The sequence below is a fragment of the Sphingomonas panni genome (assembly GCF_022664435.1).
GTDB classification, from domain to species: domain Bacteria; phylum Pseudomonadota; class Alphaproteobacteria; order Sphingomonadales; family Sphingomonadaceae; genus Sphingomonas; species Sphingomonas panni.
Window position 1 is genome coordinate 46,124 of sequence record NZ_JAKREU010000005.1, and the last position, 25,384, is coordinate 71,507.

The 25,384-nt window shown below is 67.1% G+C and carries 22 protein-coding genes; 10 read left to right on the forward strand and 12 right to left on the reverse strand.

Annotated elements, in window-relative coordinates; genetic code table 11:
- Nucleotides 1-70: 70 nt before the first annotated feature.
- A complete protein-coding gene (locus MF609_RS11020) occupies nucleotides 71-508 on the reverse strand; it encodes a DNA polymerase III subunit chi (RefSeq protein ID WP_242416370.1) in 438 nt (145 codons plus the stop codon).
- Between the two features lie 109 nt (nucleotides 509-617).
- Complete coding sequence (locus MF609_RS11025) at nucleotides 618-2,087, reverse strand: leucyl aminopeptidase (RefSeq protein ID WP_419723098.1); 1,470 nt, start codon at nucleotides 2,085-2,087, stop codon at nucleotides 618-620.
- 168 nt (nucleotides 2,088-2,255) lie between these two features.
- On the opposite strand from MF609_RS11025, the gene MF609_RS11030 reads away from it, so the two are divergent.
- From MF609_RS11030 to rsmA, 4 genes are read left to right on the forward strand one after another with little or no spacing between them, the layout of a single operon-like run.
- Nucleotides 2,256-4,493: an LPS-assembly protein LptD gene (locus MF609_RS11030; RefSeq protein WP_242416372.1), complete on the forward strand. Its 2,238-nt coding sequence runs from the start codon at nucleotides 2,256-2,258 to the stop codon at nucleotides 4,491-4,493.
- Between the two features lie 41 nt (nucleotides 4,494-4,534).
- Nucleotides 4,535-5,941, forward strand: coding sequence for a peptidylprolyl isomerase (locus tag MF609_RS11035; RefSeq protein WP_242416373.1), 1,407 nt, complete (start codon nucleotides 4,535-4,537; stop codon nucleotides 5,939-5,941).
- 13 nt (nucleotides 5,942-5,954) lie between these two features.
- Nucleotides 5,955-6,953: a 4-hydroxythreonine-4-phosphate dehydrogenase PdxA gene (gene pdxA, locus MF609_RS11040; RefSeq protein WP_242416374.1), complete on the forward strand. Its 999-nt coding sequence runs from the start codon at nucleotides 5,955-5,957 to the stop codon at nucleotides 6,951-6,953.
- Nucleotides 6,950-7,783: a 16S rRNA (adenine(1518)-N(6)/adenine(1519)-N(6))-dimethyltransferase RsmA gene (gene rsmA, locus MF609_RS11045; RefSeq protein ID WP_242416375.1), complete on the forward strand. Its 834-nt coding sequence runs from the start codon at nucleotides 6,950-6,952 to the stop codon at nucleotides 7,781-7,783. Before pdxA ends, rsmA begins: the two co-directional genes overlap by 4 nt.
- 196 nt (nucleotides 7,784-7,979) lie before the next feature.
- Here rsmA and MF609_RS11050 read toward each other — a convergent pair whose 3' ends face one another.
- From MF609_RS11050 to MF609_RS11070, 5 genes are all read right to left on the reverse strand, one after another.
- Nucleotides 7,980-8,501 (reverse strand): tetratricopeptide repeat protein, encoded by a 522-nt coding sequence (locus MF609_RS11050; protein ID WP_242416376.1) that lies wholly within the window; start codon nucleotides 8,499-8,501, stop codon nucleotides 7,980-7,982.
- 29 nt (nucleotides 8,502-8,530) lie between these two features.
- Nucleotides 8,531-9,712: an RsmB/NOP family class I SAM-dependent RNA methyltransferase gene (locus tag MF609_RS11055; RefSeq protein ID WP_242416377.1), complete on the reverse strand. Its 1,182-nt coding sequence runs from the start codon at nucleotides 9,710-9,712 to the stop codon at nucleotides 8,531-8,533.
- Between the two features lie 165 nt (nucleotides 9,713-9,877).
- Nucleotides 9,878-11,335, reverse strand: coding sequence for an IMP dehydrogenase (guaB, locus tag MF609_RS11060; protein WP_242416378.1), 1,458 nt, complete (start codon nucleotides 11,333-11,335; stop codon nucleotides 9,878-9,880).
- A gap of 18 nt (nucleotides 11,336-11,353) precedes the next feature.
- Nucleotides 11,354-12,802 (reverse strand): M28 family peptidase, encoded by a 1,449-nt coding sequence (locus tag MF609_RS11065; protein WP_242416379.1) that lies wholly within the window; start codon nucleotides 12,800-12,802, stop codon nucleotides 11,354-11,356.
- A gap of 37 nt (nucleotides 12,803-12,839) precedes the next feature.
- Complete coding sequence (locus MF609_RS11070) at nucleotides 12,840-13,640, reverse strand: HpcH/HpaI aldolase/citrate lyase family protein (protein WP_277991191.1); 801 nt, start codon at nucleotides 13,638-13,640, stop codon at nucleotides 12,840-12,842.
- Between the two features lie 51 nt (nucleotides 13,641-13,691).
- Here MF609_RS11070 and MF609_RS11075 point away from each other — a divergent pair, with 51 nt between their 5' ends.
- The 3 genes from MF609_RS11075 to MF609_RS11085 are packed head-to-tail and all read left to right on the forward strand — an operon-like array spanning nucleotide 13,692 to nucleotide 16,984.
- Nucleotides 13,692-14,675: an SPFH domain-containing protein gene (locus MF609_RS11075; protein ID WP_242416381.1), complete on the forward strand. Its 984-nt coding sequence runs from the start codon at nucleotides 13,692-13,694 to the stop codon at nucleotides 14,673-14,675.
- The gene (locus tag MF609_RS11080) at nucleotides 14,672-15,106 is read left to right on the forward strand and encodes an NfeD family protein (RefSeq protein WP_242416382.1); all 435 of its coding nucleotides are present in this window, start codon (nucleotides 14,672-14,674) and stop codon (nucleotides 15,104-15,106) included. Before MF609_RS11075 ends, MF609_RS11080 begins: the two co-directional genes overlap by 4 nt.
- Before the next feature lie 57 nt (nucleotides 15,107-15,163).
- The gene (locus MF609_RS11085; protein ID WP_242416383.1) at nucleotides 15,164-16,984 is read left to right on the forward strand and encodes a DUF885 domain-containing protein; all 1,821 of its coding nucleotides are present in this window, start codon (nucleotides 15,164-15,166) and stop codon (nucleotides 16,982-16,984) included.
- A gap of 34 nt (nucleotides 16,985-17,018) precedes the next feature.
- Here MF609_RS11085 and MF609_RS11090 read toward each other — a convergent pair whose 3' ends face one another.
- Nucleotides 17,019-18,149, reverse strand: coding sequence for a mechanosensitive ion channel family protein (locus MF609_RS11090; protein ID WP_419723097.1), 1,131 nt, complete (start codon nucleotides 18,147-18,149; stop codon nucleotides 17,019-17,021).
- A 98-nt stretch (nucleotides 18,150-18,247) separates the two neighbouring features.
- Here MF609_RS11090 and gyrA point away from each other — a divergent pair, with 98 nt between their 5' ends.
- Both gyrA and MF609_RS11100 read left to right on the forward strand, forming a co-directional pair.
- Nucleotides 18,248-21,031: a DNA gyrase subunit A gene (gene gyrA, locus MF609_RS11095; protein WP_277991192.1), complete on the forward strand. Its 2,784-nt coding sequence runs from the start codon at nucleotides 18,248-18,250 to the stop codon at nucleotides 21,029-21,031.
- Complete coding sequence (locus MF609_RS11100; protein ID WP_242416384.1) at nucleotides 21,028-21,375, forward strand: DUF952 domain-containing protein; 348 nt, start codon at nucleotides 21,028-21,030, stop codon at nucleotides 21,373-21,375. The genes gyrA and MF609_RS11100 overlap by 4 nt, the downstream gene beginning before the upstream one ends.
- 24 nt (nucleotides 21,376-21,399) lie before the next feature.
- Here the strand turns inward: MF609_RS11100 and MF609_RS11105 are convergent, their stop codons facing one another.
- Nucleotides 21,400-21,831: a DUF488 domain-containing protein gene (locus MF609_RS11105; RefSeq protein WP_242416385.1), complete on the reverse strand. Its 432-nt coding sequence runs from the start codon at nucleotides 21,829-21,831 to the stop codon at nucleotides 21,400-21,402.
- A gap of 95 nt (nucleotides 21,832-21,926) precedes the next feature.
- On the opposite strand from MF609_RS11105, the gene trmFO reads away from it, so the two are divergent.
- On the forward strand, nucleotides 21,927-23,246 hold the full coding sequence (gene trmFO, locus MF609_RS11110) for a methylenetetrahydrofolate--tRNA-(uracil(54)-C(5))-methyltransferase (FADH(2)-oxidizing) TrmFO (RefSeq protein WP_242416386.1): 1,320 nt from the start codon (nucleotides 21,927-21,929) through the stop codon (nucleotides 23,244-23,246).
- Here the strand turns inward: trmFO and MF609_RS11115 are convergent.
- The 3 genes from MF609_RS11115 to MF609_RS11125 are packed head-to-tail and all read right to left on the reverse strand — an operon-like array spanning nucleotide 23,243 to nucleotide 25,370.
- On the reverse strand, nucleotides 23,243-23,494 hold the full coding sequence (locus MF609_RS11115; protein WP_242416387.1) for a DUF3325 family protein: 252 nt from the start codon (nucleotides 23,492-23,494) through the stop codon (nucleotides 23,243-23,245). The two genes, trmFO and MF609_RS11115, sit on opposite strands and share 4 nt — an antisense overlap.
- Nucleotides 23,491-25,077, reverse strand: coding sequence for a PepSY-associated TM helix domain-containing protein (locus MF609_RS11120; RefSeq protein WP_242416388.1), 1,587 nt, complete (start codon nucleotides 25,075-25,077; stop codon nucleotides 23,491-23,493). The genes MF609_RS11115 and MF609_RS11120 overlap by 4 nt, the downstream gene beginning before the upstream one ends.
- Complete coding sequence (locus MF609_RS11125) at nucleotides 25,074-25,370, reverse strand: hypothetical protein (RefSeq protein ID WP_242416389.1); 297 nt, start codon at nucleotides 25,368-25,370, stop codon at nucleotides 25,074-25,076. The genes MF609_RS11120 and MF609_RS11125 overlap by 4 nt, the downstream gene beginning before the upstream one ends.
- Nucleotides 25,371-25,384: the final 14 nt, after the last annotated feature.

The following is a 25,384-nucleotide window of genomic DNA, read 5'->3' on the forward strand; positions in this document are numbered from 1 at the left end:
GCTCCTGCGTTATGGTGTTGGAAAGCTTGTCGCCGGTCCCCCTAGTCGGGCGGCGCGCGACAGGCAAGCGTTACGCCGCCTGTTCCCAGCCGCCATCGCCCTGCCGCCAATAGCGGCGCTCGATCCCTTCGCGGTCGGCCAGCCCCTTCCACGCGGCGCGGGCGGCGGCGATGTGATCCTCGCCGAAGAAATGAAAGGCGCGGTCGAAGGTCAGTGCCGCGTCCCGCCAGCGGCCGTCGACGATCGCGACGTTGCGCGCGGCATTTGCGTCGGTCGGTTCGGGGGCGATCAGCACGACCTGCAGCGCATCGTCGCCCGCCCCCGCCTCCGCATGTGGCACGAAGCTGTCGGGTGCGTAGGTCCAAAGCAGCATGTCGAGGTGGTGGCGCTGTTCGGCGTCGTCGGACAGGAGCAGCAGGCGTTCGCCATCGTCGTGCAGCCGCTGGGCGATACGCGGCAGCACCCGGTCGAGCGGGCTGCGGGTCAGGTGGTAGAAGTCGACTTTCATGTAACCGCCCACTCGTCGTTCCCGCGCAGGCGGGAACCCATATCCGCCGACGATCGCGATGGAGCCGCAACGTCAGCGTGAATGGATTCCCGCCTTCGCGGGAATGACGTCATTGCTCGAAATTATCCGCAACGAACCGGTCGAGCAGGCGCACGCCGAAGCCGGTCGCGCCCTTGTCGTGATGGTTGCCGGGCTTGTCGGCCCACACCATGCCGGCAATGTCGAGATGTGCCCAGCGGACACCGTCCTCGATATAGCGTTTCAGGAACTGCGCGGCGGTGATCGACCCTGCCCCGCGCGGGCCGATATTCTTCATGTCGGCGATCGGGCTGTCGAGCAACTTGTCATAGGCCGGCGACAGCGGGAAGCGCCACAGCAGGTCCCCCGATTCGCGCGACGCGGCCAGCAGTTCGTCGGCCAGCGAATCGTCATTGGCGAACAGGCCGCCATGTTCGTTGCCGAGCGAGATAATCATCGCGCCGGTGAGCGTCGCGAGGTCGACGATCGTCTTCGGCTTGTGCGTCCGCTGGACCCAGGTCAGCACGTCGCACAGGACCAGCCGGCCTTCGGCGTCGGTGTTCAGCACTTCGATCGTCTGGCCCGACATCGACGTCACCACGTCACCGGGGCGCTGTGCCTTGCCGTCGGGCATATTCTCGACCAGCCCGACCACGCCGATGACGTTCGCCTTCGCCTTGCGGCTGGCCAGCGCCTTCATCGCGCCGGCGACGGCACCCGCGCCGCCCATGTCCCACTTCATGTCCTCCATGCCGGGTCCGGGCTTCAGCGAGATGCCGCCGGTGTCGAAGGTCACGCCCTTCCCGACCAGCGCGAGATCTACATCGCCCTCGCCCTTGCCGTTCCAGCGCATGGCGAGCAGGCGCGACTCCTTTTCGGAGCCGAGTCCGACGCCGAGCAGCGCGCCCATGCCCAGTTCAGCCATCTGGCGTTCGTCGAGGATGGTCAGTTCGACGCCCAGCGCTTCCAGATCGCGGCACTTCTCGACGAAGCTGACCGGATAGAGGATGTTGGGCGGATCGGTGACGAGGGTGCGGGTCAGGTCCAGCCCCTTGGTCAGGGCGTCGGCCGCGACGAAGGCGTCGTCGATGCCGTCCGGCGCGCCGACGATGGTCAGGCCGGTCAGCGTCGGCTTCGACTTTTCAGGCAGCTTGGTGCGATAGCCGTCCTGCCGCCAGCCGCGTTGCGCCGCCGTCGCCGCGAAGCGCGCGACCGCGACGGCCGTCACGTCGGCGCCGGTGAAGTCGACGGTCAGGTCGGTCAGGCCCGACACGAGGAACCGGCCGGTCAGCGCCCCGCCGGCCTTTTCCAGCGCCGGACCCTGTCCGTCGCCGATGCCGAGCAGGATGACGCGGCCGGCGCTATCGCCTTCGCCGGGAACGAAGATTTCAGCGATCGACCCGGCCTCTCCTTCGAACCGCCCCGCGCGGGCGGCACCCGCCGCCAGGGTGGCGACCGACGCGTCCAGCCCGGCCGCATCGATCCGGTCGAGCCCACCGGTGCCGATGGGCAGGACGAGGGCGGTGGCGGTTCCCCGCTGGGGCGCGAACTGGATCGAAATCGACATGGGCTTCCTCTGGATATCGGCGCACGAAGCGCGGGCACCTTCTAGGCGCGTCGCGATGGACAGGTAAAGCGGGCCAAGGGCGATTGCGGTTCCGGCCGCACGATGCAATAGCGCGAGACGGATGCCCGCACCGGGTGACGATGGTTTGGGGAAGCGAGACTAGTGAAGCGTTCGTTGGGGTCGCTTGCCCTTGGCCTGACGCTGGCGATCGCCGGCCCTGCGGTCGCGCAGGACCTGCAGGATCGCAGCCTCCCGCCTCCGCCGCCCGAAAGCGCGCTGCCGACGCCCGCGACCGAGGACCAGATCGATTTTTCGTCGGACCTGCTGACCTATGACAGCAACGCCGATGTGGTCACCGCGACCGGGGAAGTCCGGCTGCTGCGCGACGGCAACCGCCTGCGCGCCGACCGGGTAACGTGGAACCGCAAGACCGGCCAAGTGGTGGCGGACGGCAATATCGCGGTCACCAACCCGGAAGGCGACGTCGCCTATGGCGACCGGATCGAGCTGACCGACAGCCTGAAAGACGGCGTGGTCGACAATATGCTGGTCGTCCTAGACGAAGGCGGCCGGATCGCGGCGAAGCGCGGCACCCGGTCCGAGAACGGCGTCGTGACGGTGGACAGCGCCGCCTACACCCCCTGTTCGGTCACGACCTCCGCCGGATGTCCCAAGGAACCGTCGTGGAAGATCACGGCGCTGAAGGTCCGGTACGACCCGACGCGCAAGCGCATCCGCTATACCGGGGCCGGCCTCACCATTTTCGGTCTGCCGACCATCCCGCTGCCGTCCTTCTCCCATTCGATCGGCGATGGCAGCGATTCGGGGCTGCTGGCGCCGTCGATCCGGCTCGACCGGGTCAACGGGCTGGAAGTCGCGGTCCCCTATTATTTCAACCTCGCGCCCAATCGCGACCTGACGATCACGCCGCACGTCTTCACCGCCGTACTGCCCATGCTGCAGGCCGATTACCGGTCGCTGTCGAGCAAGGGCGCGTACCGGGTGCAAGGCTATGGCACGGTCAGCCGGCGCAGCGACGACCTGGTACTGGGCGCGTCGCCCACCGGCACGCAGCGGTCGTTCCGTGGCTATGTCGATGCGGTCGGCCGGTTCCAGCTCAACCCGAACTGGAGCGTGTCGGGGTCGCTGCGCTACACTACCGACCAGACGTTCCTGCGCCGCTACGACATTTCGCGCGACGACCGGCTGCGCAACAATATCAGCGTCGAGCGGATCGATCGTGATTCGATGCTGTCGATCAGTGGCTGGGCGGTGCAGACACTGCGGGTCGGTGACGATCAGGGGATGCAGCCGATCGCGCTGCCCGAGATCGATTATCGCCGCCGCTTCAACGGCCTGCTGGGCGGCGTCGCGCAGGTGCAGCTCAACACGCTGGCGCTGACGCGGACCGAGGGACAGGACACGCAGCGCGCGTTTTTGGCGGCACGCTGGGACCTGACGCGCTACACTCCGCTGGGGCAGGAGGTGACCTTCACCGCCTATGGCCGGGCCGATGCGTATAATGCGCTCGATACCATCGATACGGCGGTTGCCAGCTATCGCGGCGACGAAGGCTTTACCGGGCGTGGCATCGCGGCGCTGGCAGTCGATGTCCGCTGGCCGTTCGTCGGGCCGATCGGGCGCGGTACGCAGCGGATTTCGCCGCGCGTCCAGCTGGTCGCATCGCCGCGGATCGCCAACCTCGCCGTCCCGAACGAGGATGCGCGCGCGGTGGACCTGGAGGATTCGAACCTCTTCGCGCTCAACCGTTTCGCCGGCTATGACCGGTTCGAGGATTCGTCGCGTGTCACCTACGGCCTCGACTATGCGCTCGACCTGCCGGGCGTCGCGGTGTCGGCGACGATCGGACAAAGCTATCGGACCAGCGAACGCGCGAGCATCCTGCCGAGCGGGACCGGGCTGGACGATCGCTTCTCGGACTTTGTCGGGCGCACCGACATCCGGTTCCGCGAACTGGTGACCTTCACCCACCGCTATCGACTGGACAAGGACGGGCTGAAGATCCGCCGCAACGAACTGGACGCGACGGTCGGCAGCCGGCGGACCTATGTCCAGGTCGGCTATCTGCGCCTGAACCGCGATATCGACGAGTTGGAGGACCTGCAGGACCGGGAGGAAGTGCGCGTCGCCGGGCGCGTCGCGTTCGGGCCGTTCTGGTCCGCCTTTGCCTCCGGCACCATCGACCTGACCGACAAGTCGGAGGATTCGCTGTCGATTTCAGACGGATTCGATCCGATCCGCCACCGCGTCGGTGTCCAGTATGAGGACGACTGCCTCCGCCTCGGCCTGACGTGGAAGCGGGATTACCAGCGCATCGGTGACGCGCGCAACGGTAGCAGCTATCTCGTAACGCTGGCATTGAAGAACCTGGGACGATAAGGCTCTGTTCAGGCGCGGCGGGCCATGAATTTGCCCGAATGATGCGGCACCGCCCTGACCATCCGCGCATGGGATATGACGACCAAGTGACCAAGAACATCGTGAATGCCGGCCGTATCGGCCGTTCGATCGCCGGTTTCGTCGCGATCGCCGCCGCCGCAACGCTGGCCGCCCAGACGGTCGGCGACGGTCAGGACGTGCCCGGCGCGAACCTGAACCTGCCGGGCAACCCGACGATCTTCGGCAAGCTGGACCCCAATATCCGCAAGCCGACCGCGATCGTGAACGACACCGTGCTGACCGGCACCGATGTCGACCAGCGCATGGCGTTGATCGTCGCGCTGAACGATTACAAGCTGAGCGCCGAGGATCGCGAAGTGCTGCGCGCGCAGGTCGTACGCCAGCTGATCGACGAGACGCTGCAGATCCAGCAGGCCAAGGCCAAGGACATCACCGTCACGCCGGCGGAGCTGGACCAGAGCTTCAACCGGCTGGCGCAGCAGCGGTTCAAGCAGACGCCGGACCAGTTGCGCGCCTATCTGCGCACCGTCGGATCGTCGGATCGCTCGCTGCGTCGTCAGATCGAGGGCGAACTAGCGTGGAGCCGGCTGTTGCGCCGGCAGGTCGAACCGTTCGTGAACGTTGGCGAAGAAGAAGTCGCCGCCGTCATCAAGCGGATGGAGGAATCGAAGGGAACCGAGGAGTTCAGCCTTCGCGAAATCTATATGGCGGCAACGCCCGACCGCGCGCCCGAGGTGCAGGGCGCGATGCAGAAGATGATCGAGCAGATTCGTCAGGGTGCGCCGTTCGAATATTTCGCGCGCAATTTCTCCGAAGCGTCGACCCGCGCGGTCGGCGGCGATCTCGGCTTCGTGCGGCTCAACATGCTGCCGGATGCGCTGCAGCGCGCCGCGACGCAGATGCAGGTCGGCCAGATCGCCGGCCCGATCGAGGTGCCCGGCGGCTATTCGATCCTGTATCTTGCCGACAAGCGGCAGGTGCTGATGGCCGATCCGCGCGATGCGAAGCTGGCGCTGCGCCAGCTGTTCCTGCCCTTCCCCGCCGGCACGACCGAAGCGCAGGCGACCGCAAAGGTTGCCGCCTTCACCGAAGCGACGCAGGCGATCCGCGGCTGCGGCGACGCGACCAAGATCGCGCAGGCGCAAAAGGCCGAAGTCGTCGACAACGACGCGGTCGTGCTGCGCAGCCTGCCGCCGGCATTGCAGGACATCATCCTGAAGCTGAACGTCGGACAGGCGACACCGCCGTTCGGATCGCCCAAGGATGGCGTCCGGGTGCTGATCCTGTGCGGGCGTGAAGACCCGCGCACCGCCGGCATCCCGACCGCGGCGCAGATCCAGGCCGGGCTGGAGCAGGAGCGCGTCAACCTGCGCGCGCAGCGCATGATGCGCGACCTGCGCCGCGACGCGGTGATCGAGTATCGCTGAGGGAGCGGGTCGGATGCCAGGCGTCGCGCCGCTCGCGATATCGATGGGCGACCCGGCGGGCATCGGTCCCGAGGTAATCGCCAAGGCATGGGCGTGCCGCGATGCGGAGGCGCTTCCCTGCTTCTTCGCGGTCGGTGACGTCCGCGCGGTGTCGCAGGTCTGGACCGGGCCGGTCGAGCGGATCGACGATCCGCGCGACGCGGCTCGGGTCTTTACCCGCGCACTGCCGGTCGTATCGGTCGTCGATGGCGACGCGATCGTGCCGGGCAGGCCCGACATCGGTGGTGCGCTCTGTGCGCTCCAGTCGCTGGAGATGGCGGCGGGGCTGGCACGCTCCGATGCCGCATCGGGGTTGGTCACCGCGCCGATTTCGAAGGCGGAGCTGTACCGGATCGGCTTCAACTATCCCGGACAGACCGAGTTCGTCGCGGAGCGTTGCGGCGTGGCGCGCGAGAATGCGGTCATGATGCTGGCCGGCCCGACGCTGCGCGTGGTGCCGATCACGATCCACGAACCGCTGGCCGAGGTGCCCACGACGCTGACCATTGAGTTGATCGTAGCGCGCGCGCGGGCGACGGCACGCGGTCTGATCCGCGATTTCGGCATCGACGCGCCCCGGCTGGCACTGGCCGGGCTGAACCCCCATGCCGGTGAAAGCGGTGCGATCGGTCGTGAGGAGATCGAGGTCATGCAGCCGGCCGTCGCGCAGTTGCAGGCCGAGGGTATCGATATCGTCGGGCCGCTCGCCGCCGACACGATGTTCCATCCGCGCGCGCGGGCGAAATATGATGCGGCGCTGTGTGCCTATCACGATCAGGCGCTGATCCCGATCAAGACGCTGCATTTCGACGATGGCGTCAACATCACGCTCGGCCTGCCGATCGTGCGCACCTCGCCCGATCATGGCACGGCGTTCGACATTGCCGGCGAGGACCTGGCGGAGCCGGGCGCGATGATCGCCGCGATCCGCATGGCAGGCGAAGCCGCCGCGCGCCGCGCCGCCGCCGCATGACCGTCGCCCCGCTCACCCCCTTGCCGCCGCTACGCGACGTCATCCAGCGTCATGGACTGTCGGCAAACAAGGCGCTGGGACAGAATTTCCTGTTCGACCAGCAACTGCTCGACCGGATCGCGCGGGTGCCGGGCGACCTGCACGATCAGGACGTGCTGGAGGTCGGTCCCGGTCCGGGCGGGCTGACGCGTGCGCTGCTGCTCGCCGGCGCGAAGGTTACGGCGATCGAGCGCGACCATCGCTGTATTCCGGCGCTGGAGGAACTGGGCGCGGCGTTTCCGGGGCGGTTGCGCCTGATCGAAGGCGACGCGCTGGAGATCGATGCGCCGTCGCTGTTCGAGGGGCGACCGCATATCGCATCGAACCTGCCCTATAATGTCGGTACCGCTCTGTTCGTCGGATGGCTGTCCAGCGACTGGCGGCCTTGGTGGCAGAGCCTGACGCTGATGTTCCAGCGGGAAGTAGCCGACCGCATCGTGGCGAGCGCAAACGACGATGCCTATGGCCGCCTCGCGGTACTGGCGCAGTGGCGCAGCGCGGCGCGGATCGCGATGCCGGTCCACCGCAGCGCCTTCACGCCGCCGCCCAAGGTCATGTCGGCGGTGGTACATGTCGTGCCGACCGACGCACCGGACGGTGTTTCGCTGAAGGTGCTGGAACGGCTGACGGCGGCGGCGTTCGGGCAGCGGCGCAAGATGCTGCGGCAGAGCCTGAAGGCGGTGCCGGGCGCGATCGACGCGGCGGAAACGCTCGGGATCGACGTGACGCGGCGGGCAGAGACGGTGTCGGTGGCGGAGTTCGTGACGCTGGCGCGGGTGTTGTCGGTTTAGGAAGAAGACAAGCGGTTCCACGCGAAGGCGCGGCGACGCGAAGGGGTTGGGTTCCGGGCTGGTACTTCACGAACGGGATGCGTGTTGTCGCGCAGAAGCGCATGATGAAGCCGCTGGCGCGGATCATCGTTAAAACTAGCGCGACTCCCTTGCGCCTCCGCGCCTTCGCGTGAATCCAATTTCCGCGCCGTGCCGCCTATTGCGGCGTCGCGGGCTTCGGCGTGCCCGGGACGACCGGAGGCGTTTGTTGCGCGGTCGCGGTGACCGGCGGTCCCTTGGCGATGACGGCCGCGAGTTCGTTCGCCGCCGGGCAGGTCGCGCCGCAGACGGTCTTGAGCTTTGCCAACGTATCGCGCGCCCGGGTTACGGCCCCCTTCTGCACCAGCGCCTCGCCCTCGCCCTTCAGCGCGGCGACATCGTTCGGCTCCAGGCTCAGCGCCTCGCGGTACAGTCGGATCGACTTGCCCGGTAGCCCCTGCCCGCGAGCGATATCGGCGAGCGTGATATAGGCGGCGCGGTTGCGCGGATCGATCACCAGCGCGCTTTCGATCAGGCCGGTCGCACCGTTGGTGTCGCCGGCGGCCTGGGCGGCGCGTCCCTGTTGCAGCAGCGCCATCGATCGCGGGTCGACCTGGTTATCGGGGCGCTGACCGCTGAGCGAGGCCGACGCGCATACCAGCACGAGTGCCCCCGCGACCGAAACCGAGGTGAACCGCATCAACATCTCCGACCGAGGAACTGGCACCGTTACGACCGGCCGAGCCGTGCGACGAAGAAACCGTCGGTAGAGTCGGATGCCGGGGTCAGGCGCATTCCCCGACCGTGGACTCGCCCGCGCGGCAATGCAAGCGGCAGCGCGTGCCAATCGGGATGCCGCGCCAGAAAGCCATCGACCTGCCCTGCCCCTTCCGCATCGAGCAGCGAACAGACGACGTAGGTGATCGTCCCAGTTGCCGACGTGAGGCCAGCGGCGACGTCGAGCAGCCGGGCCTGGGTCGCGACCACCCGGTCGAGCCGCTCGGGGGTCAGCCGCCAGCGTGCCTCCGGGTTGCGACGCCAGGTTCCGGTGCCGGAACAGGGGGCGTCGACCATCACCCAGTCGGCCTGTCCGGCAACGTCGGACAACATCGCCGCCTCCTTGCCCGGATCGAGCAGGCGGGGTTCGGCAATGGTCACGCCGGCCCGTTCGGCCCGTGGGGCGAGCCTCGACAGGCGTGCGCGGTCGGTGTCGGTGGCGAGGATACGCCCCTGTCCTGCCATTTGCGCCGCGATAGCGAGCGTCTTGCCGCCGCCGCCCGCGCACAGGTCGATCGCGAAGCCGTCGGGCGTCGCGCCGACCGCGAGCGATACGATCTGGCTGCCGAAATCCTGCACTTCGGCGCGACCGTCCTGCAACGCGCCATCGTCGAGCAGCGCAGCGTCGGCCGGCAGGCGGATGGCGTCGGACAAATCGTCCGCTGCTTCTCCACCCAGTTCGGCAAGCACGTCGTCGCGGTCGGCGCGAAGACGGTTGACCCGGATGTCCAGCGGAGCGCGTTCCAGCAGCGCGGCCAGATCACCGTCGTCGAGGCCGGACGCACGGAATGCATCGACCAGCCATGCCGGTGCGAAACCCGGTTCGGCGCGAGGTTCGTCGGCTGCGATCGGGGGCGGTCCATAGGAGGATCCGTCGAACGTCGCGGCCAGCTCGGCATCGTCATCGGCCATCGCCACGATCGCGGCGCGAGCGGAAACCGGCACCGGACCGAACCGGCGAACCGCATCATAGGCCAGCGTACGAATGGCGCGGCGGTCCTTCGACCCGGCATAGCGGCGCGCGGCGAAGAAACGTTTGACGACCTGATCCGCCGCCGCCCCGCCGCCGCGAGCCGCTTCGATGATCGCGTCGACCAGATCGATCGTCGCCTGGGTCCGCGCCGCCGGGTTCATGCCACAACTTCCTGAAATGTCATGCGCAACGCTAACAAACTAACCTGGATCAATCCAGCCGGATACGATTGTCACGCCTGCAACCGGATACGATTGTCACGCCTGCAATACGCAAACGCCCGGCACCCGATAAAGGGGCCGGGCGCGCTACCGACGTCAGTTCCTTCAGCGGGTCGGGTAGTTCGGCGCTTCCCGCGTGATGGTCACGTCATGGACATGGCTTTCGCGCAGCCCCGCATTGGTGATGCGGACGAAGCGGGCACGTTCCTGCAGGTCGCTGATGGTGTTCGAGCCGGTATAGCCCATCGCCGCCTTCACGCCGCCGACGAGCTGATGGATGACGTCCTTGGCCGGCCCCTTGAACGCGACCTGTCCCTCGATCCCTTCGGGAACGAGCTTCAGCTGGTCCTTGATATCCTGCTGGAAATAGCGATCCGCCGACCCCTTGGCCATCGCGCCGACCGAGCCCATGCCGCGATAGCTCTTATAGGCGCGGCCCTGGTACAGGAAGGTTTCGCCCGGTGCCTCTTCGGTTCCCGCGAGCAGCGAGCCGATCATCACCGCCGATGCGCCGGCGGCCAGCGCCTTCGCCACGTCGCCCGAGGTGCGGATGCCGCCATCGGCGATCACCGGAACCCCGGTCCCGGCGGCTGCCTTCGCCGCATCCATCACCGCGGTCAGCTGCGGCACGCCGACGCCGGCGACGACGCGGGTGGTGCAGATCGATCCCGGCCCGATGCCGACCTTGATCCCGTCGGCACCGGCGTCGATCAGCGCGCGGGTCGCTTCGCCGGTCGCGACGTTGCCGGCGATCACCTGCACGTGCGGTGCGATCGCCTTCACCCGCTTCACCGCTTCGGCGACCTGCCGGTTATGGCCATGCGCGGTGTCGATGACGATCAGGTCGCATTCCGCCTCGATCAGCGCCTCAGTCCGCTCATAGCCCTTGTCGCCGACCGTGGTGGCGGCGGCGACGCACAGGCGGCCGGCGCCATCCTTGGTCGCATTGGGATAGGTGACCGCCTTTTCGATGTCCTTGACGGTGATGAGGCCGACGCAGTGATAGGAATCGTCCACCACCAGCAGCTTTTCGATGCGGCGCTGGTGCAGCTGGCGGCGCGCTTCCTCCTGGCTCACGCCGATGCTGACCGTCGCCAGATTGTCGCGCGTCATCAGTTCGGCGACCGGCTGGTTCGGGTTTTCGGCGAACCGGACGTCGCGATTGGTCAGGATGCCGACCAGCTTGCCCGACGCCTCGACCACCGGGATGCCGCTGATCCGATGCCGCTCCATCAGCGCGCGGGCGGCGCTGAGCGGCCCGTCGGCGGTGATGGTGATCGGGTTGACGACCATGCCGCTCTCGAAGCGCTTGACCGCGCGGACCGCAGCGCATTGTTCCTCGATGGTCAGGTTCCGGTGCAGCACGCCGATACCGCCCAGCTGGGCCATGACGATCGCCATGTCGGCTTCGGTTACCGTGTCCATTGCCGAGGACAGGAACGGGATGTTGAGCGCCAGGTTACGGGCGACGCGGGTGCGCGGGTCGGCCTGGCTGGGGAGCACGTCCGATTCCTGCGGAACCAGCAGCACGTCGTCGAAGGTCAGGCCGAGGGTGATATCCATGGGAAGCGTCGTCTCGTATCAGTTGGCGGGGTAGCGGGCGGGATCGGCAAGCGCACGGGCGAGCGCCACGTGCAGGTCGGCGTCCTCGGCAGCACCCGAAAGGTCGATGTGCGCGAGGTCGTCATTCGGTTTGTGGTAGGGACCGTCGAGATAGGCGAACAGCCGCTTCATGTCGCTGACCGATCCGGTCGCCATGACGGCGGGGATACCGCGCTTGCCGAACGCCCAGCCGTCCTGCCGCTGGATCATGATGTTGGCTTCGGTGTCGGTATCGACCTTGCGACCGATGGAACGGGCGGTGGCGTCGACGATCGCGTCGATCTGCGGATGCAGTCCGCGCCCGACCATCGCCACCGGCATACCGGTCGGGACGATCGCCGCGGTATCGATGTTGAGGTTCGCGACGACCTTCAACGGGGTGTCGGCGATGGCGGCGGCATAGGCATCGGCGCCGAGCAGCCCCTTCTCCTCCGCCGTGGTGGCGACGAAGTAGATGCTTCGTGCGGGCCGCGGCCCCTTCGCAAGGATTTTGGCGACTTCGATCAGGATGGCGGTGCCGCTGGCATTGTCCGCCGCGCCGTTGCAGATGCGGTCGGGCGCACCCTCTGGACGGCATATGCCGATATGGTCCCAATGCGCCGACAGCAGGACGGCTTCGTTCGACCGCTGCGCGCCCGGAATCATGCCGACGATGTTGGCGGTGGTGTAGCGGCGGGTGGTGCCGGTCGCGGCGATGTCGATCGTCGCCTTGGCCCGAAACGGACGGAAGTCGGGCGCGATCGCCGCCTTGCGCAGATCGGCGGCAGAGCGACCCAACAGCGTCTCGGCCAGACTGGCGGGCACGACGCCGCTAAAGTCCGGCCGGCGCGGCGTGCCGGCGATGGTCGCCGAATCATAGCTGTGCGCGACGTCGGTCCATGGTGCCGTGGGCGGCGCGATCAGCAGGACGCCGACGGCGCCTGCCGCGAGCAGTGCGGCGTTGCGATCGGCGGCCGGCACCTGCGGCGCTTCGGGCGCAGTCCCGCCGATGACGACCGCGACCGCGCCGTTCAGCTTCGTGCCCTGCATCTGCGCGGGGTCGCCGCGTCCGACGAAGACCAGCGGTGCGCGCTGGATCGCGGTGGTGGAGGACAGGCCGAGACCGGCAATCTGTTCGGGGGACAGCGACGTGCTGCGCCCGCCCTGTCGCACGGTTGCGCTGATCGTCCCGGCGCGATGGTCCGCCATCGCCACTTCCTGCCGCCAGCGGCCATCGGGCGCGCCCGGCTGCAATCCGGCATCGGCGAACGCCTGCAGCACATAGGCTTCGGCACGGTCGCCGCCTGCGGTGCCGGGTTCGCGGCCCTCATAGGCATCACTGGCAAGGACGGCGACATGGTCGCGCAGCATCTGCGGCGTGATCGACTGGGCAAGGACCGACGTGCTGCACAGCAGGGCGGCGAGTCCGAGGATCGGGCGGAGCGTCATGCGCCCCACTATCGACCCGAACCGTTACGGGCAAGCGTCAACGCGCGCGTTGCAGCACCCTGCGCGCCATTTCGACGTGCATATCCTCGATCATCCGGTCCTGAAACCGTTCGGCCCCGCCCCGCGCGGCCGTGATGATGGCATTGGCGTCCGCGACTTCGGCGGCACTGGGCGAGAAGGCGGTATTGGCGATGGCGACCTGGTCGGGATGAATTAGCGACTTGCCGTCGAACCCCAGCATCCGGCCTTCGCTGCATTCGCGCGAGAACCCTGCCGCGTCGTTCAGCGCATTATACACGCCGTCGATCGCCCAGCCGCCAGCCGCCCTTGCTGCAAGGACGACCGCCTGTAACGCATGGGACATGGAGGCACGGCCAGCGCCGGGCGGCAGCCGGAGCGATGCCGCGAGGTCATTGGTGCCGACCATCAGCCCGACCACGCCGGGTGTTGCCGCAATTCGCGCCGCCGCAAGCACACCTTCCGGCGTTTCGATCATCGCCAGCACCGGATAGCCGGCAAGCGGGGCCAGATCGTCCGGCGATTGGACCTTGGGCACTACCGCCAGCGCGACACCGGCCGACCCGATCATTGCGACGTCGTCAGCGAAATATATGGTGTCGGGCGCATTGATCCGCACTGCCGCACAACGGCCGTGCAGCAGTTCGAGCGATACCGGTAGCGCTTCCCGCGCGGCCGCCTTGTCGCCGTCCCGGACCGAATCCTCCAGATCGAGGACGATCAGGTCGGCCGCCAATCCGGCCGCTTTCGCGATCATGCTGGGCCGGATCGCCGGCACGAACAAAAGGCTTCGCGGGGCGAGAGTTACTGCTGCTTCCATGATCCGCCCATGCTAGACAACGATGGACAAAACACAAGCAGGGGACGACCGATGCTCTTGGGCCTGATTGCGGCGATCGTATTGATGGTCGTGCTGTACCTGTTCGCAAGCGTGAAAATCGTCACGCAGGGCCATCAGTATACTATCGAGCATTTCGGACGGTTCACGGCAGTCGCGAAGCCGGGGTTCAACTTTTACCCCGCCTTCTTCTATCGCGTCGGCCGCAAGGTGAACATGATGGAGCAGGTGATCGACATTCCCGGGCAGGAGATCATCACCCGCGACAACGCCATGGTATCGACCGATGGCGTCGTCTTCTTCCAGGTACTGGACCCCGCCAAGGCGGCCTATGAGGTGTCCGACCTGTACGTCGCCCTGCAACAGATCACGATGACCAACCTGCGCACCGTGATGGGGTCGATGGACCTGGACGAGACGCTGTCCAAGCGCGACGAGATCAATGCACGCCTGCTGGGCGTCGTCGATCATGCCACCAACCCATGGGGCGTGAAAATCACCCGCGTCGAGATCAAGGACATCCGCCCGCCCGCCGATATCGTCAACGCGATGGGCCGACAGATGAAGGCCGAGCGCGAGAAGCGGGCCAACATCCTCGAGGCCGAAGGCGCCCGCGCGTCCGAAATCCTGCGCGCCGAGGGGCAGAAGCAGGCGCGCATCCTGGAGGCCGAAGGGCGGCGTGAATCCGCCTTTCGCGATTCCGAGGCCCGGGAACGTGCAGCCGAGGCAGAGGCCAAGGCGACGCAGGTCGTCAGCGACGCGATCGAAGCCGGCGGTACGCAGGCGATTAACTATTTCATCGCGCAGAAATATGTCGAGGCGGTCGGCAAATTCGCGACCAGTCCCAATGCGAAAACGATCCTGTTCCCGGTCGAGGCGACACAGCTGATCGGCACGCTGGGCGGTATCGGGCAACTGGCCAAGGAAGCGCTGGGTGAGAGCAAGACTCCTGCCCCCACCCCTGCCCAACCGGCACGCGAACGCCCCGCCGGACCGTTCGAGCCGCCCGCGCGATGATCGACAGCGGCTATGCCTGGCTGTTGCTGGCAGTCGCGCTGGGCGTGGCGGAGCTGGCGGTGCCGGGCGTGTTCCTGGTGTTCATCGCCCTTGCGGCGGGGATCACCGGATTGCTGACGCTGTTGTTCCCCGCGCTGACCCTCCCGGCGGAACTGGCGGTGTTCGGCGCGTGGAGCGTGGTGACGGTGCTGGTCGGGCGGCGCTGGTACACCGACTATCCGGTCGACAGCGACGATCCGCTGCTGAACGATCGCGGCGCGCGGCTGATCGGGCAGACGGTGACCGTAGTAGAACCGATCGCGGGTGGCACGGGCCGGGTACGGGTCGGCGATAGCGAGTGGATCGCGCGCGGTCCCGACCTGGCCGTCGGAACGCGGGTGCGGATCGTCGGCGTGTCCGGTGCGGTGCTGAGCGTCGTCGCCGACGATTGACGGGGCGGGCATGGCGCGGGACACAGGCGGCTTGTCGTTCGCTTATAGGATGTCCCCATGGAACTCACCCGCCGCGACTGGATCGCCGGTGCCGCCGCCTCGACCTTCGTCACCGCGCTGCCGGTTCGTGCGCAAAGCCAGGTCGGCCCGACGGACAAGGCCGCCGAGGCGACGCTGTCGAAGATCGCCGACGCGATGCTGCTCGATTCGCCGGAGACGGCCAGCGGGCTGGGCATCGACACGGGCGCGCGGGCGGCGCTGAAGTCGCGGCTGGGCGACCGGTCGGCAGCAGGGCAGCGCGCCATTGCCGACCACCTGCGCGGGCATGTCGCGACGCTCAAGCGGATCGATACCGCACCGCTGTCACCCGCAACACGTACCAATATCGATGTGGTCCGAACCGCGTTCGAAACCGCGCTGGACGGCTTCGCCCTGCCGTACGGTGACGTCGCGGTCGGCGGGTGGCGCAACACGCCCTATGTCGTCATCCAGAATGTCGGCGCGTATCTCGACGTGCCGCGTTTCCTCGACAGTGACCACAGCATCGCGAACCGTGCCGACGCGGAGGCCTATCTCGCCCGGCTGGAGAGCTATGCCACGCAGCTGGATGGCGAGACGCAGCGGGTGCGCGGGGCACTCGCGCTGGGGGTAGTGCCGCCGGACTTCCTGCTCGATAAGACGATCCGCCAGCTCGAACAATCGGTATCGGGCGACCCGGCCGGATGGGACATCGTGACCTCGCTGTCGCGCCGGACGAAGACCATCCCAGGCGACTGGGCGGCGAAGGCGACCGCCATTGCCCGCGACCGGGTGAAGCCCGCGCTCGAACGGCAGCTGGCGACGATCCGCGACAGCCGAAAACAGGCGAAGTCCGATGCGGGCATGTGGGCGCGGCCCGATGGCGATGCGTGGTATGCCTGGGGCCTGCGGGCCTCGACCACCACGACGATGACCCCGGACGAGGTCCACGCGCGCGGCAAGGAGGAACTGGCCGCATTGCAGGCGCAGATGGACATGATCCTCAAGTCGATCGGCTACACCAAAGGCAGCGTGGGAGAGCGGATGACGGCCCTGGGCAAGGACCCGCGCTACACGTTTCCCGACAACGATGCCGGTCGTGCGCAGATCATGGCGCTGGTCCAGAACCGTCTGACCGACATCCGCGCCCGGATGCCGCGGGCGTTCAACACGCTGGCACCCGGTAACGTGGAGGTGAAGCGCATCCCGGCGGTCGAGGAAGCCGGTGCGCCGGGCGCATATGGCGGCGCGGGATCGATCGACGGCAAGGTGCCGGGCAAGATGTGGATCAACCTGCGCACCACCGAACTATGGACCCGCTATTCGCTGCCGACCCTGGTCTATCACGAGGCGATTCCGGGCCATGTCTGGCAGGGCGAATATAGCTTCCGCCTGCCGCTGATCCGTTCGCTGTTGCAGTTCAACGCCTTTTCGGAAGGTTGGGCGCTCTATTCGGAGCAGCTGGGCGACGAATTGGGGGCGTATGACGGCGATCCGGTCGGGCGGCTGGGCTATCTCCAGTCGATCGCGTTCCGCGCGTGCCGGATGGTCGTCGACACCGGCCTGCACGCCAAACGCTGGACCCGCGAACAGGCCGTGCAGTGGTTCGCCACCACCAACGGATCGAGCGTCGAGGAAGTGTCGGGCGAGGTCGACCGTTATTGCTCATGGCCCGGCCAGGCCTGCGGCTACAAGGTCGGCCATTCGGAAATCAACCGCCTGCGCGACCGGACAAAGGCGGCGCTGGGAGGGCGCTACGACTTCAAGGCGTTCAACGACATGGTCGTGCAGGGCGGCGGGGTGCCGATGACGGTGCTGGGGCGGAACGTCGATGCGTTCGTTGCGAGGCGGAAGGCCTGACGCTCCACCCCGTCTCCGCGAACGTCATGCCAGCCTATGCTGGCGTGACGTTCGTGGCTGACGCGACCGAGTGGTCTGAAGCGTCCACCGCCACCCGCCGTCGCGGCAGCGCTTCGGGCATTTCGTCGCGAATATAGGCCAGCATCCCTTCGCGGAGCGAACAGCGCAGGTCGAAGGCACGGGCGGCGTCGGCGGCGGTGGCGAGGATGCGAACCTCGATCGCATCGGGCTTGGTATCGGTCACCTGCAGCACATAGGCGCGGCCGTCCCACAGCGGATCGGCCTTCACCAGTTCCTCGAATTTTGCGCGTAGCCGGGGGATATTGGTCGTGGGGTCGAGCCAGAAGAATGCCGACCCCAGCAGGCCGCTGGTCGTTCGGGTCCAGTTCTGGAAGCTGGATTCGAGGAATTTCGATACCGGCACGACCAGACGCCGCTCGTCCCACAGGCGTACCACGACATAGGTCAGGCGAATTTCCTCGATCCGGCCCCATTCATTCTCGATGATGACGACATCGTCGATGCGGATCGGTTCGGTGAATGCCATCTGCACACCGGCGATGATGTTCTTCAGCGCCGGTTGCGCGGCGGCACCGACCGCGAGGCCGGCGAGACCGGCGGACGCCATCAGCGTCACGCCGATCGACCGGATGCTCGGGATCGACAGCAGCATCAGGCAGACGGTGATGAAGCCGATGGCGATGATCGCGATCCGACCCAAAATCGCGCTACGCGTCCGGCGGCGACGTGCGCGAAGATTGTCCGCGACGGTGATATCGGTCGCGACCTCTACCGCCTTCACCGACGCACGGATCATGGCGATCGCCAGCCAACCCATGAGCAGCGGCACGATCAATCCCGCCATCTGCGTCCACAGATCGTCCCAGCGGTCGGGCAGCCGCAGCGGCCGGCGGACGCTCGCCAGTGCCATCGCGACCAGGATCCACCGCATCGGTCGCCACGCATGCTCGACATACACATCGTCGACCGACCCCGGTGTCCGCGCGGCGAAGCGACGCAATACCCGAAAGGCAGCGGCATGAAGCAGGAGCGCGGCCAGCACCGACAGGGCGATGGTGCCAAGGTCGACGGCGGCCGGCGGCAGGCTGTTCAGGAGACGTTGAAGATCGCGCATCGCCTTTGCCAACACGCTGCGCCGCACCATGTTCCGAACCGTGCCAAACCCGGCGGCGAGACTTGGCTTTCGCCCCCCGACCGGCTAGGTTGTCGCCCAACCGAAACATTCCCCGAAAGCATCGAACTTTGACAGACGCGACGCTGATCGCCGACCCATCCGACATCGCCCCCATCTCGATCGTGGACGAGATGCGGTCGAGCTATCTCGACTATGCCATGAGCGTCATCGTCGCCCGCGCGCTGCCCGATGTGCGCGACGGGTTGAAGCCGGTGCATCGCCGCATTCTCTATTCGGCGCAGGAAAGCGGTTTCGTACCGGGCAAGGCCTATCGCAAGTCGGCCCGCATCGTCGGTGACGTGATGGGTAAATATCACCCGCACGGCGACATCGCGATCTATGACGCCCTGGCGCGCATGGCGCAGCCCTGGTCGATGCGGCTGCCGCTGATCGATGGTCAGGGCAACTTCGGATCGATGGACCCCGATCCGCCTGCGGCGATGCGCTATACCGAGGCGCGTCTGGCGAAGTCTGCAATGGCGCTGCTCGACGATCTGGAAAAGGATACGGTCGACTTCGTGCCGAACTATGACGGGTCGGAACGCGAACCCGCCGTGTTGCCGGCGCGTTTCCCGAACCTGCTGGTCAACGGCGCGGGCGGGATCGCGGTCGGCATGGCGACCAACGTGCCGCCGCACAATCTGGGCGAAGTCGTCGACGCCTGCCTTGCCACGATCGACCGCCGGGTCGAAGGCGGCGAGCCACTGACCCACGACGAACTGTGCGAGATTGTGCCCGGACCGGATTTCCCGACCGGCGCGCTGATGCTCGGCCGGGCCGGTGCGCGCGCCGCCTATGCCGGCGGCCGCGGGTCGATCATCCTGCGTTCGCGCCATATGGTCGAGGCACGCGGCGAGCGCCGCTCGATCGTCCTAACCGAAATTCCGTTCCAGGTCGGCAAGTCCGGGCTGGTCGAGAAGATCGCCGAAGCCGCCAAGGACAAGCGGATCGAGGGCGTAAGCGACATTCGCGACGAATCGAACCGCGAAGGCGTGCGGATCGTCATCGACCTGAAGCGCGATGCGACCCCCGACGTCGTGCTGAACCAGTTGTGGCGGCACACCCCGGCGCAGTCGAGCTTTGCCGCGAACATGCTGGCGATCCGCGGCGGCCGGCCCGAACTGCTCAACCTCAGCCAAATCATCGACGCCTTTGTCGGTTTCCGTGAGGAGGTCATCACCCGCCGATCGAAATACGAACTGGCCAAGGCGCGCGAGCGGGCGCATCTGTTGCTGGGTCTGGTGATTGCGGTCACCAACCTCGACGAGGTCGTGCGGATCATTCGCGGGTCGGAAAGCCCCGCCGCCGCCCGTGCAGCCCTGCTGGCGCGCGAATGGCCGGTGGCGGAGATCGCGCCCTATCTGAAACTGGTCGAGGCGGTCGAATCCGACACCACCGGCGATTACTACCGCCTGTCGGACCTGCAGGTTCGCGCGATCCTTGACCTGCGCCTGCATCGCCTGACCGCGCTCGGCCGGGACGAGATTGGCGAGGAGCTGAAGGAGCTGGCCGGATCGATCGGCTATCTGCTCGACATCCTTGCCAACCGTGCCAAGCTCTATGCCGTCATGCGGCAGGAACTGGTCGACGTCCGCGCCGAGTTCGCGACGCCGCGCCGCACCGAGATCGCTGGTGCCGCCGACGGCATCGACGACGAGGACCTGATCGAGCGCGAGGACATGGTCGTCACCGTCACGGTGCAGGGCTATATCAAGCGCACCCCGCTCGACGCGTTCCGCGCGCAGAAGCGTGGCGGCAAGGGCCGCGCCGGCATGGCGACTAAGGATGAGGATGCGATCACGAACCTGTTCGTGACCAGCACCCATACTCCGGTGCTGTTCTTCTCGACCGCCGGCAAGGTGTACCGCATGAAGGTGTGGCGCCTGCCCGAAGGCGGTCCCGCCACGCGCGGTCGTCCGATGGTCAACCTGCTGCCGCTGGCCGCCGGAGAGACGATTTCGACCGTCCTGCCGCTGCCCGAGGACGAGGAACGGTGGAGCGACCTGCATGTCATGTTCGCCACCGCCAACGGCACCGTCCGCCGCAACTCCATGGATGCGTTCGCGAATATCCCGACGGCGGGCAAGATCGCGATGCGGTTCGACGACGACAGCGACGATCGCCTGATCGGTGTGGCGCTGCTGACCGAGACGGACGACGTGTTGCTGGCGACCAAGGCGGGCAAGGCGATCCGTTTCGCGGCCACCGATGTGCGCGAGTTCCAGAGCCGTACTTCGACCGGTGTGCGCGGCATTTCGCTGGGCAAGGACGACGAGGTGATCTCGCTGTCGATCCTGGGCGGTTTCGAAGCGACGGCGGAAGAGCGCGAGCAGTATCTGAAGGCCGCACCGTGGAAGGAAGGCGACCGCGAAGTGACGCTTTCGCCGGAACGCATGGCCGAGTTCGAGGCGGCGGAGGAATTCATCCTGACCGTCACCGCCAACGGCTTCGGCAAGCGCACCTCAGCCTATGAATATCGCCGCACCGGGCGCGGAGGTCAGGGGATCACGAACATCGTGACGTCGGATCGCAACGGATCGGTCGTCGCGAGCTTCCCGGCGCATAACGGGCAGCAGCTGATGCTGGTGACCGATCAGGCCAAGCTGATCCGCACGACCGTAGGGGATATTCGCGTCGCCGGCCGCAATACGCAGGGGATCACCATCTTCCGCGTGGGCTTCGGCGAGCAGGTCGTCTCGGCCGCGAAAATCGACGAGGACGAGACGCCCGAGAACGAGGCCGAAGCGATCGTCGCCGAGGAACGCGCCGCGATGCCCGCCGCCGAGGGCGATATCGTTCTGGACGACGGCACCGGCCCCGACACGATCAGCGAGGGGGATGTCGAGGAATGACTCCGACGACCGCGTTCAAAGTGCTGACCGGAGAACAGATGGCGGCGCTGGAGAAGGACGGCAGCTTCGCCGGTGCCCCGGTCGATCTGGCGGACGGCTATATCCATCTGTCGACCTTCGAGCAGCTGACCGAGACGGTGGACAAGCATTTCGCCGGGCATGACGATCTGCATGTGGTGGAGGTCGACCTCGAAGCGCTTGGCGACGCGGTGAAGTGGGAGGAGTCGCGGGGCGGGCAGTTGTTCCCGCATCTGTACGGGCCGCTGACACTGGACGTGGTAGTCGCCTATGGCCCGCTGCATCGGGATGGAACGGGACAGGTGCAGCGGCCGATAACCGGCTGAGGCTCTTCCCCGGCACGGGGGGATTTAGGCGTACAACTCCACTATCTCCGCCCCCTGCCCCACTGCTTCGAGCAGCAGCGTCCGGTGGCAATGCGCCGGCTCCCGTTCGAAGCACAGCAGCGCGGACGGCATCTCCGCCGCCAGCCCAAGCATGATCGCCGCCTGCGCCTGCGCTTCGGGCAGTTCCAGCTGTTCGTCATAGACGGCGCGCAGCGTCGCGACGTCGCCCTTCTTGGCCGCATCTCGTCCGCGCTTCGGCGTGCCGAGCGCCTTGAGATGCACATAGTCGATGCCGTGCGTCGCGAGTTCGGCCGCCAGCGAGGATTTGGAAAAGCCCGGGCGGCGCGACAGCGGCAAGGCGCGGACGTCGATCACCCGCCGCACGCCCGCCGCATGCAGCGCCGCGACGAATTCGGCCATGGTTACCGCCTCATATCCGATCGTGTAGATTTTCATGCGTTCGTCCTGTCGTCCCGCCATTCCGTCCCTAAAACGTCGGTCCGTTGCGGACGTTCATTGCCCGTTGTCGTTCGGCCCCCTAGACGCCTGCCATGCGATACGACGTTCACATCATCGGCGGTGGCCTCGCCGGTTCCGAGGCTGCATGGCAATTGGCACAGGCGGGCGCGAAGGTGCGCCTGTCCGAAATGCGCGGCGGTGGCGACACTACGCCGGCGCATCAGGGCGACGACCTGGCCGAGCTGGTCTGTTCGAACAGCTTCCGTTCCGACGATGCCGAATCGAATGCGGTCGGGCTGCTCCATGCGGAAATGCGGGCGCTGGGATCGCTCATCATGGCGAAGGGCGACGAACACAAAGTGCCAGCAGGATCGGCACTGGCCGTCGATCGCGACGGGTTCTCCGCCGGCGTCACCGCCGCGCTGGAGGCACATCCTAACATCACCATCGTCCGCGAACGCGTCGACACCCTGCCCGATGCCGGCCTGACCATCGTCGCGACCGGCCCGCTGACCGCCCCGGCCCTAGCCGGCGATATCGGCGGTGCGACCGGCGCGGAAGCGCTGGCGTTCTTCGATGCCATCGCCCCGATCGTCCATTTCGATTCGATCGACATGGAACAGGCATGGTTCCAGAGCCGGTGGAACAAAGGTGACGGCAAGGATTACATCAATTGCGCGATGAACCGCGAGCAATATGAGGCTTTCCATGCCGGACTGATCGCCGGTGAAAAGGCCGAGTTCCGCGAATGGGAGAATGTCCCCTATTTCGAAGGCTGTATGCCGATCGAGGTCATGGCGGAGCGCGGGCTGGACACGCTGCGCTTCGGCCCGATGAAACCGGTCGGGCTGGACGATCCGCGCACCGGGCGCTGGCCGCACGCGGTGGTGCAGCTGCGCCAGGACAATGCGTCGGGCACGCTGTGGAACATCGTCGGGTTCCAGACCAAGCTGAAGCATGGCGAACAGGTGCGCCTGTTCCGCACCATTCCGGGCCTGGAGAATGCCGAATTCGCGCGGCTGGGCGGGCTGCATCGCAACACCTTCATCCGCTCGCCCGAACTGCTCGACCCGACGCTGCGGCTGAAGGCTCGGCCGCATCTGCGCTTTGCCGGGCAGATGACCGGGTGCGAGGGCTATGTCGAAAGCGCCGCCGTCGGCCTGATGGCGGGTCGTTTCGCCGTCGCCGAACTGGCGGGCAGGGAACTGACCCCGCCGCCGGTCGAAACGGCGCTGGGCGCGTTGCTGCACCACATCACGGGGGCGGCGGTGGCCGAGACCTATCAGCCGATGAACGTCAATTTCGGCCTGATGCCGCCCATTCCCGGCCGGACGAAGAAGACCGACCGCAAGAAGATGTACACCGCACGGGCGCGCGATGCGTTCGGGGAGTGGACGGCTGCCGCGCTCTAACGCTGGGTGAGGTTGAGGGCGAGGAAACTCGCCCCCGCCCCCAGCATCAGCAGCCCCATGCCACCGATCGCGCCATAGACCGGCCCCCACGCGGCGAAGGCGGCGACGACCGTGAGCGCAACCAGCGCCCAACCGCCGCGCCGCCGCCACGCGACGTCGACTCCGGTCCAGCGGTGGCGGTGTCGGTCGCTGGCCAGCGCTAGAAGGGCGAACGCGCCGAGGGCGCTCAACAGTGCAAGGACGATCATTCGGCGGGTGCCAGGTTGGAGGAAACGATACGTGCGCTGCGGGCGGGGCGTCGCGCCTTGGGACGGAAGCGGTGGACGCGCCATGCGGCGAACCCGAACCCGGCGCCGAGCGCGAGGAACGTCAGGTCTGCCCCGGCCAACACCCAGTCGCCCGCCGCCATGGTCGCGAACAGGCCGGTAGGCAGCGCCATAAGGTTGTACAGCGGCAGGGCGAGCAGCAGCACCGCCTGTACCGCCAGCAACTCGACCCAGGCGCGTGCCGGTCGCCGGGCAAGCGCGTAGAGGAAGATCGCAGCCCAGCCGGCGAACAGCGCGTTGATCTCCGCATCGGCACGGGCCGCAAGCCCGGTCGGCAACAGACGATTGGCCCAGAGATAGAGTGTCATCGCAAGCGGGAAGCCGGCGACGAAGCCAATGTTCAACCGTTCCACCACCCGGAACCCGAAGGGCGGCCGTGTCGGGTCAGGCAGGCGCTCGCGCCGCTTGACGGTCCACAGGACCAATCCGCTTGCGACCATCAGCGATCCCGCAATACCGCACAGGAAATACAGCCAGCGCATCGGATAATCGCCGAACCGACCGGCGTGCAGGCCGACCATCACCCCCTGCGTTTCGACCGCGCCGCCGGGCGGCGCGGCCTGCCACAACATACGCCCGGTCACCCCATCATAGGCGATGCTGGGGCTGCGCGCCGACAGCATCGAAGTGCCCGACCGGGTAAGTGTGATCCGTGCCGCCGCATCGCCGGGATTGAACACCGTGACATAGCCCGCGGTCCCGCCCATGCGCCGTTCGGCATCGTGCATTACCGCCACCAGATCGGTCAGCGGTGCCGGCCGCCCCGTCCGCTCGACGGCGGGCGCTTCGGGGAACATCGCCGCATAAAGCTTCGACTCGTCGCTGTAATTCGCCACGATCGCCCATGGCATCAGCATCGCGATCAACGTGACGAGGCCGGTATAGGTGATCATCAGGTGGAACGGCAGCGCCAGCACCGCCGTCGCGTTATGCCCGTCCAGCCAAGAGCGCTGCCCCTTGCCGCGACGGAGCGTAAAGAAATCGCGGAAGATCTTCTTATGGGTCACGATGCCGGTAAAGATCGCGACCAGCATGAACATGGCCGCGATCCCGACGATCCAGCGCGCCCAGAAGACCGGCATGTAATGCAGGTCGAAATGGAAGCGGTAGAAGAAGTCGCCGCCGCGCGTCTCCCGTGCAGTGCCCTGTTGGCCGTCACTACCGATAAATGCCCGCGTATCGCTGCGTCCCCGTCGACCGCGGCGCTCCTCGCCCGGTTTCTCCTGCGGTACCCAGAACAGGTCGGCACCGGCACTGGCGGTCGTGGGAACGGTGATGAACCAGCTTTGCGCATCCGGCGCCTTGCGGGAAAGGAACGCCACCGCCCCTTCGATCACGCGGTCGGGATTTTCGATCCGGGCCAGTTCGGGCCGCGCCCAGCGGTTCAATCCCTCGCGCCAATAGGCGGCCGTTCCGGCGACGAACACCGCGAACAGCAACCAGCCGAGCAGCAGTCCCGACCATGTGTGCAGCGTCGACTGCGACTGGCGAAATCCCTTGCTCATATCCGGCCCCAGATCGCGATCGATCCCCAACAGATGCCGGCGGCGACCGCCCCGGCTACGACCAGCGTCCACAGCGCGCGCCAACCGCTGCGCGCGGCATATGCCCACATCGCCGCCGCCGCGCAGATCACCAGGGCAATCAGCGCCGCCGCGACCGTCGTCTGCACCGGATCGCCGGGCAGGATACGCGCAAGCGCCATCGACCACAGGCTGGCGACCGCATAGCCGAGCGGCAACGCCGCGATCAGCCGCAGCGCGTTATCGCCGACCCGCCGCCACAGCACGTGGCGCACCTGCCCGTTCCCAC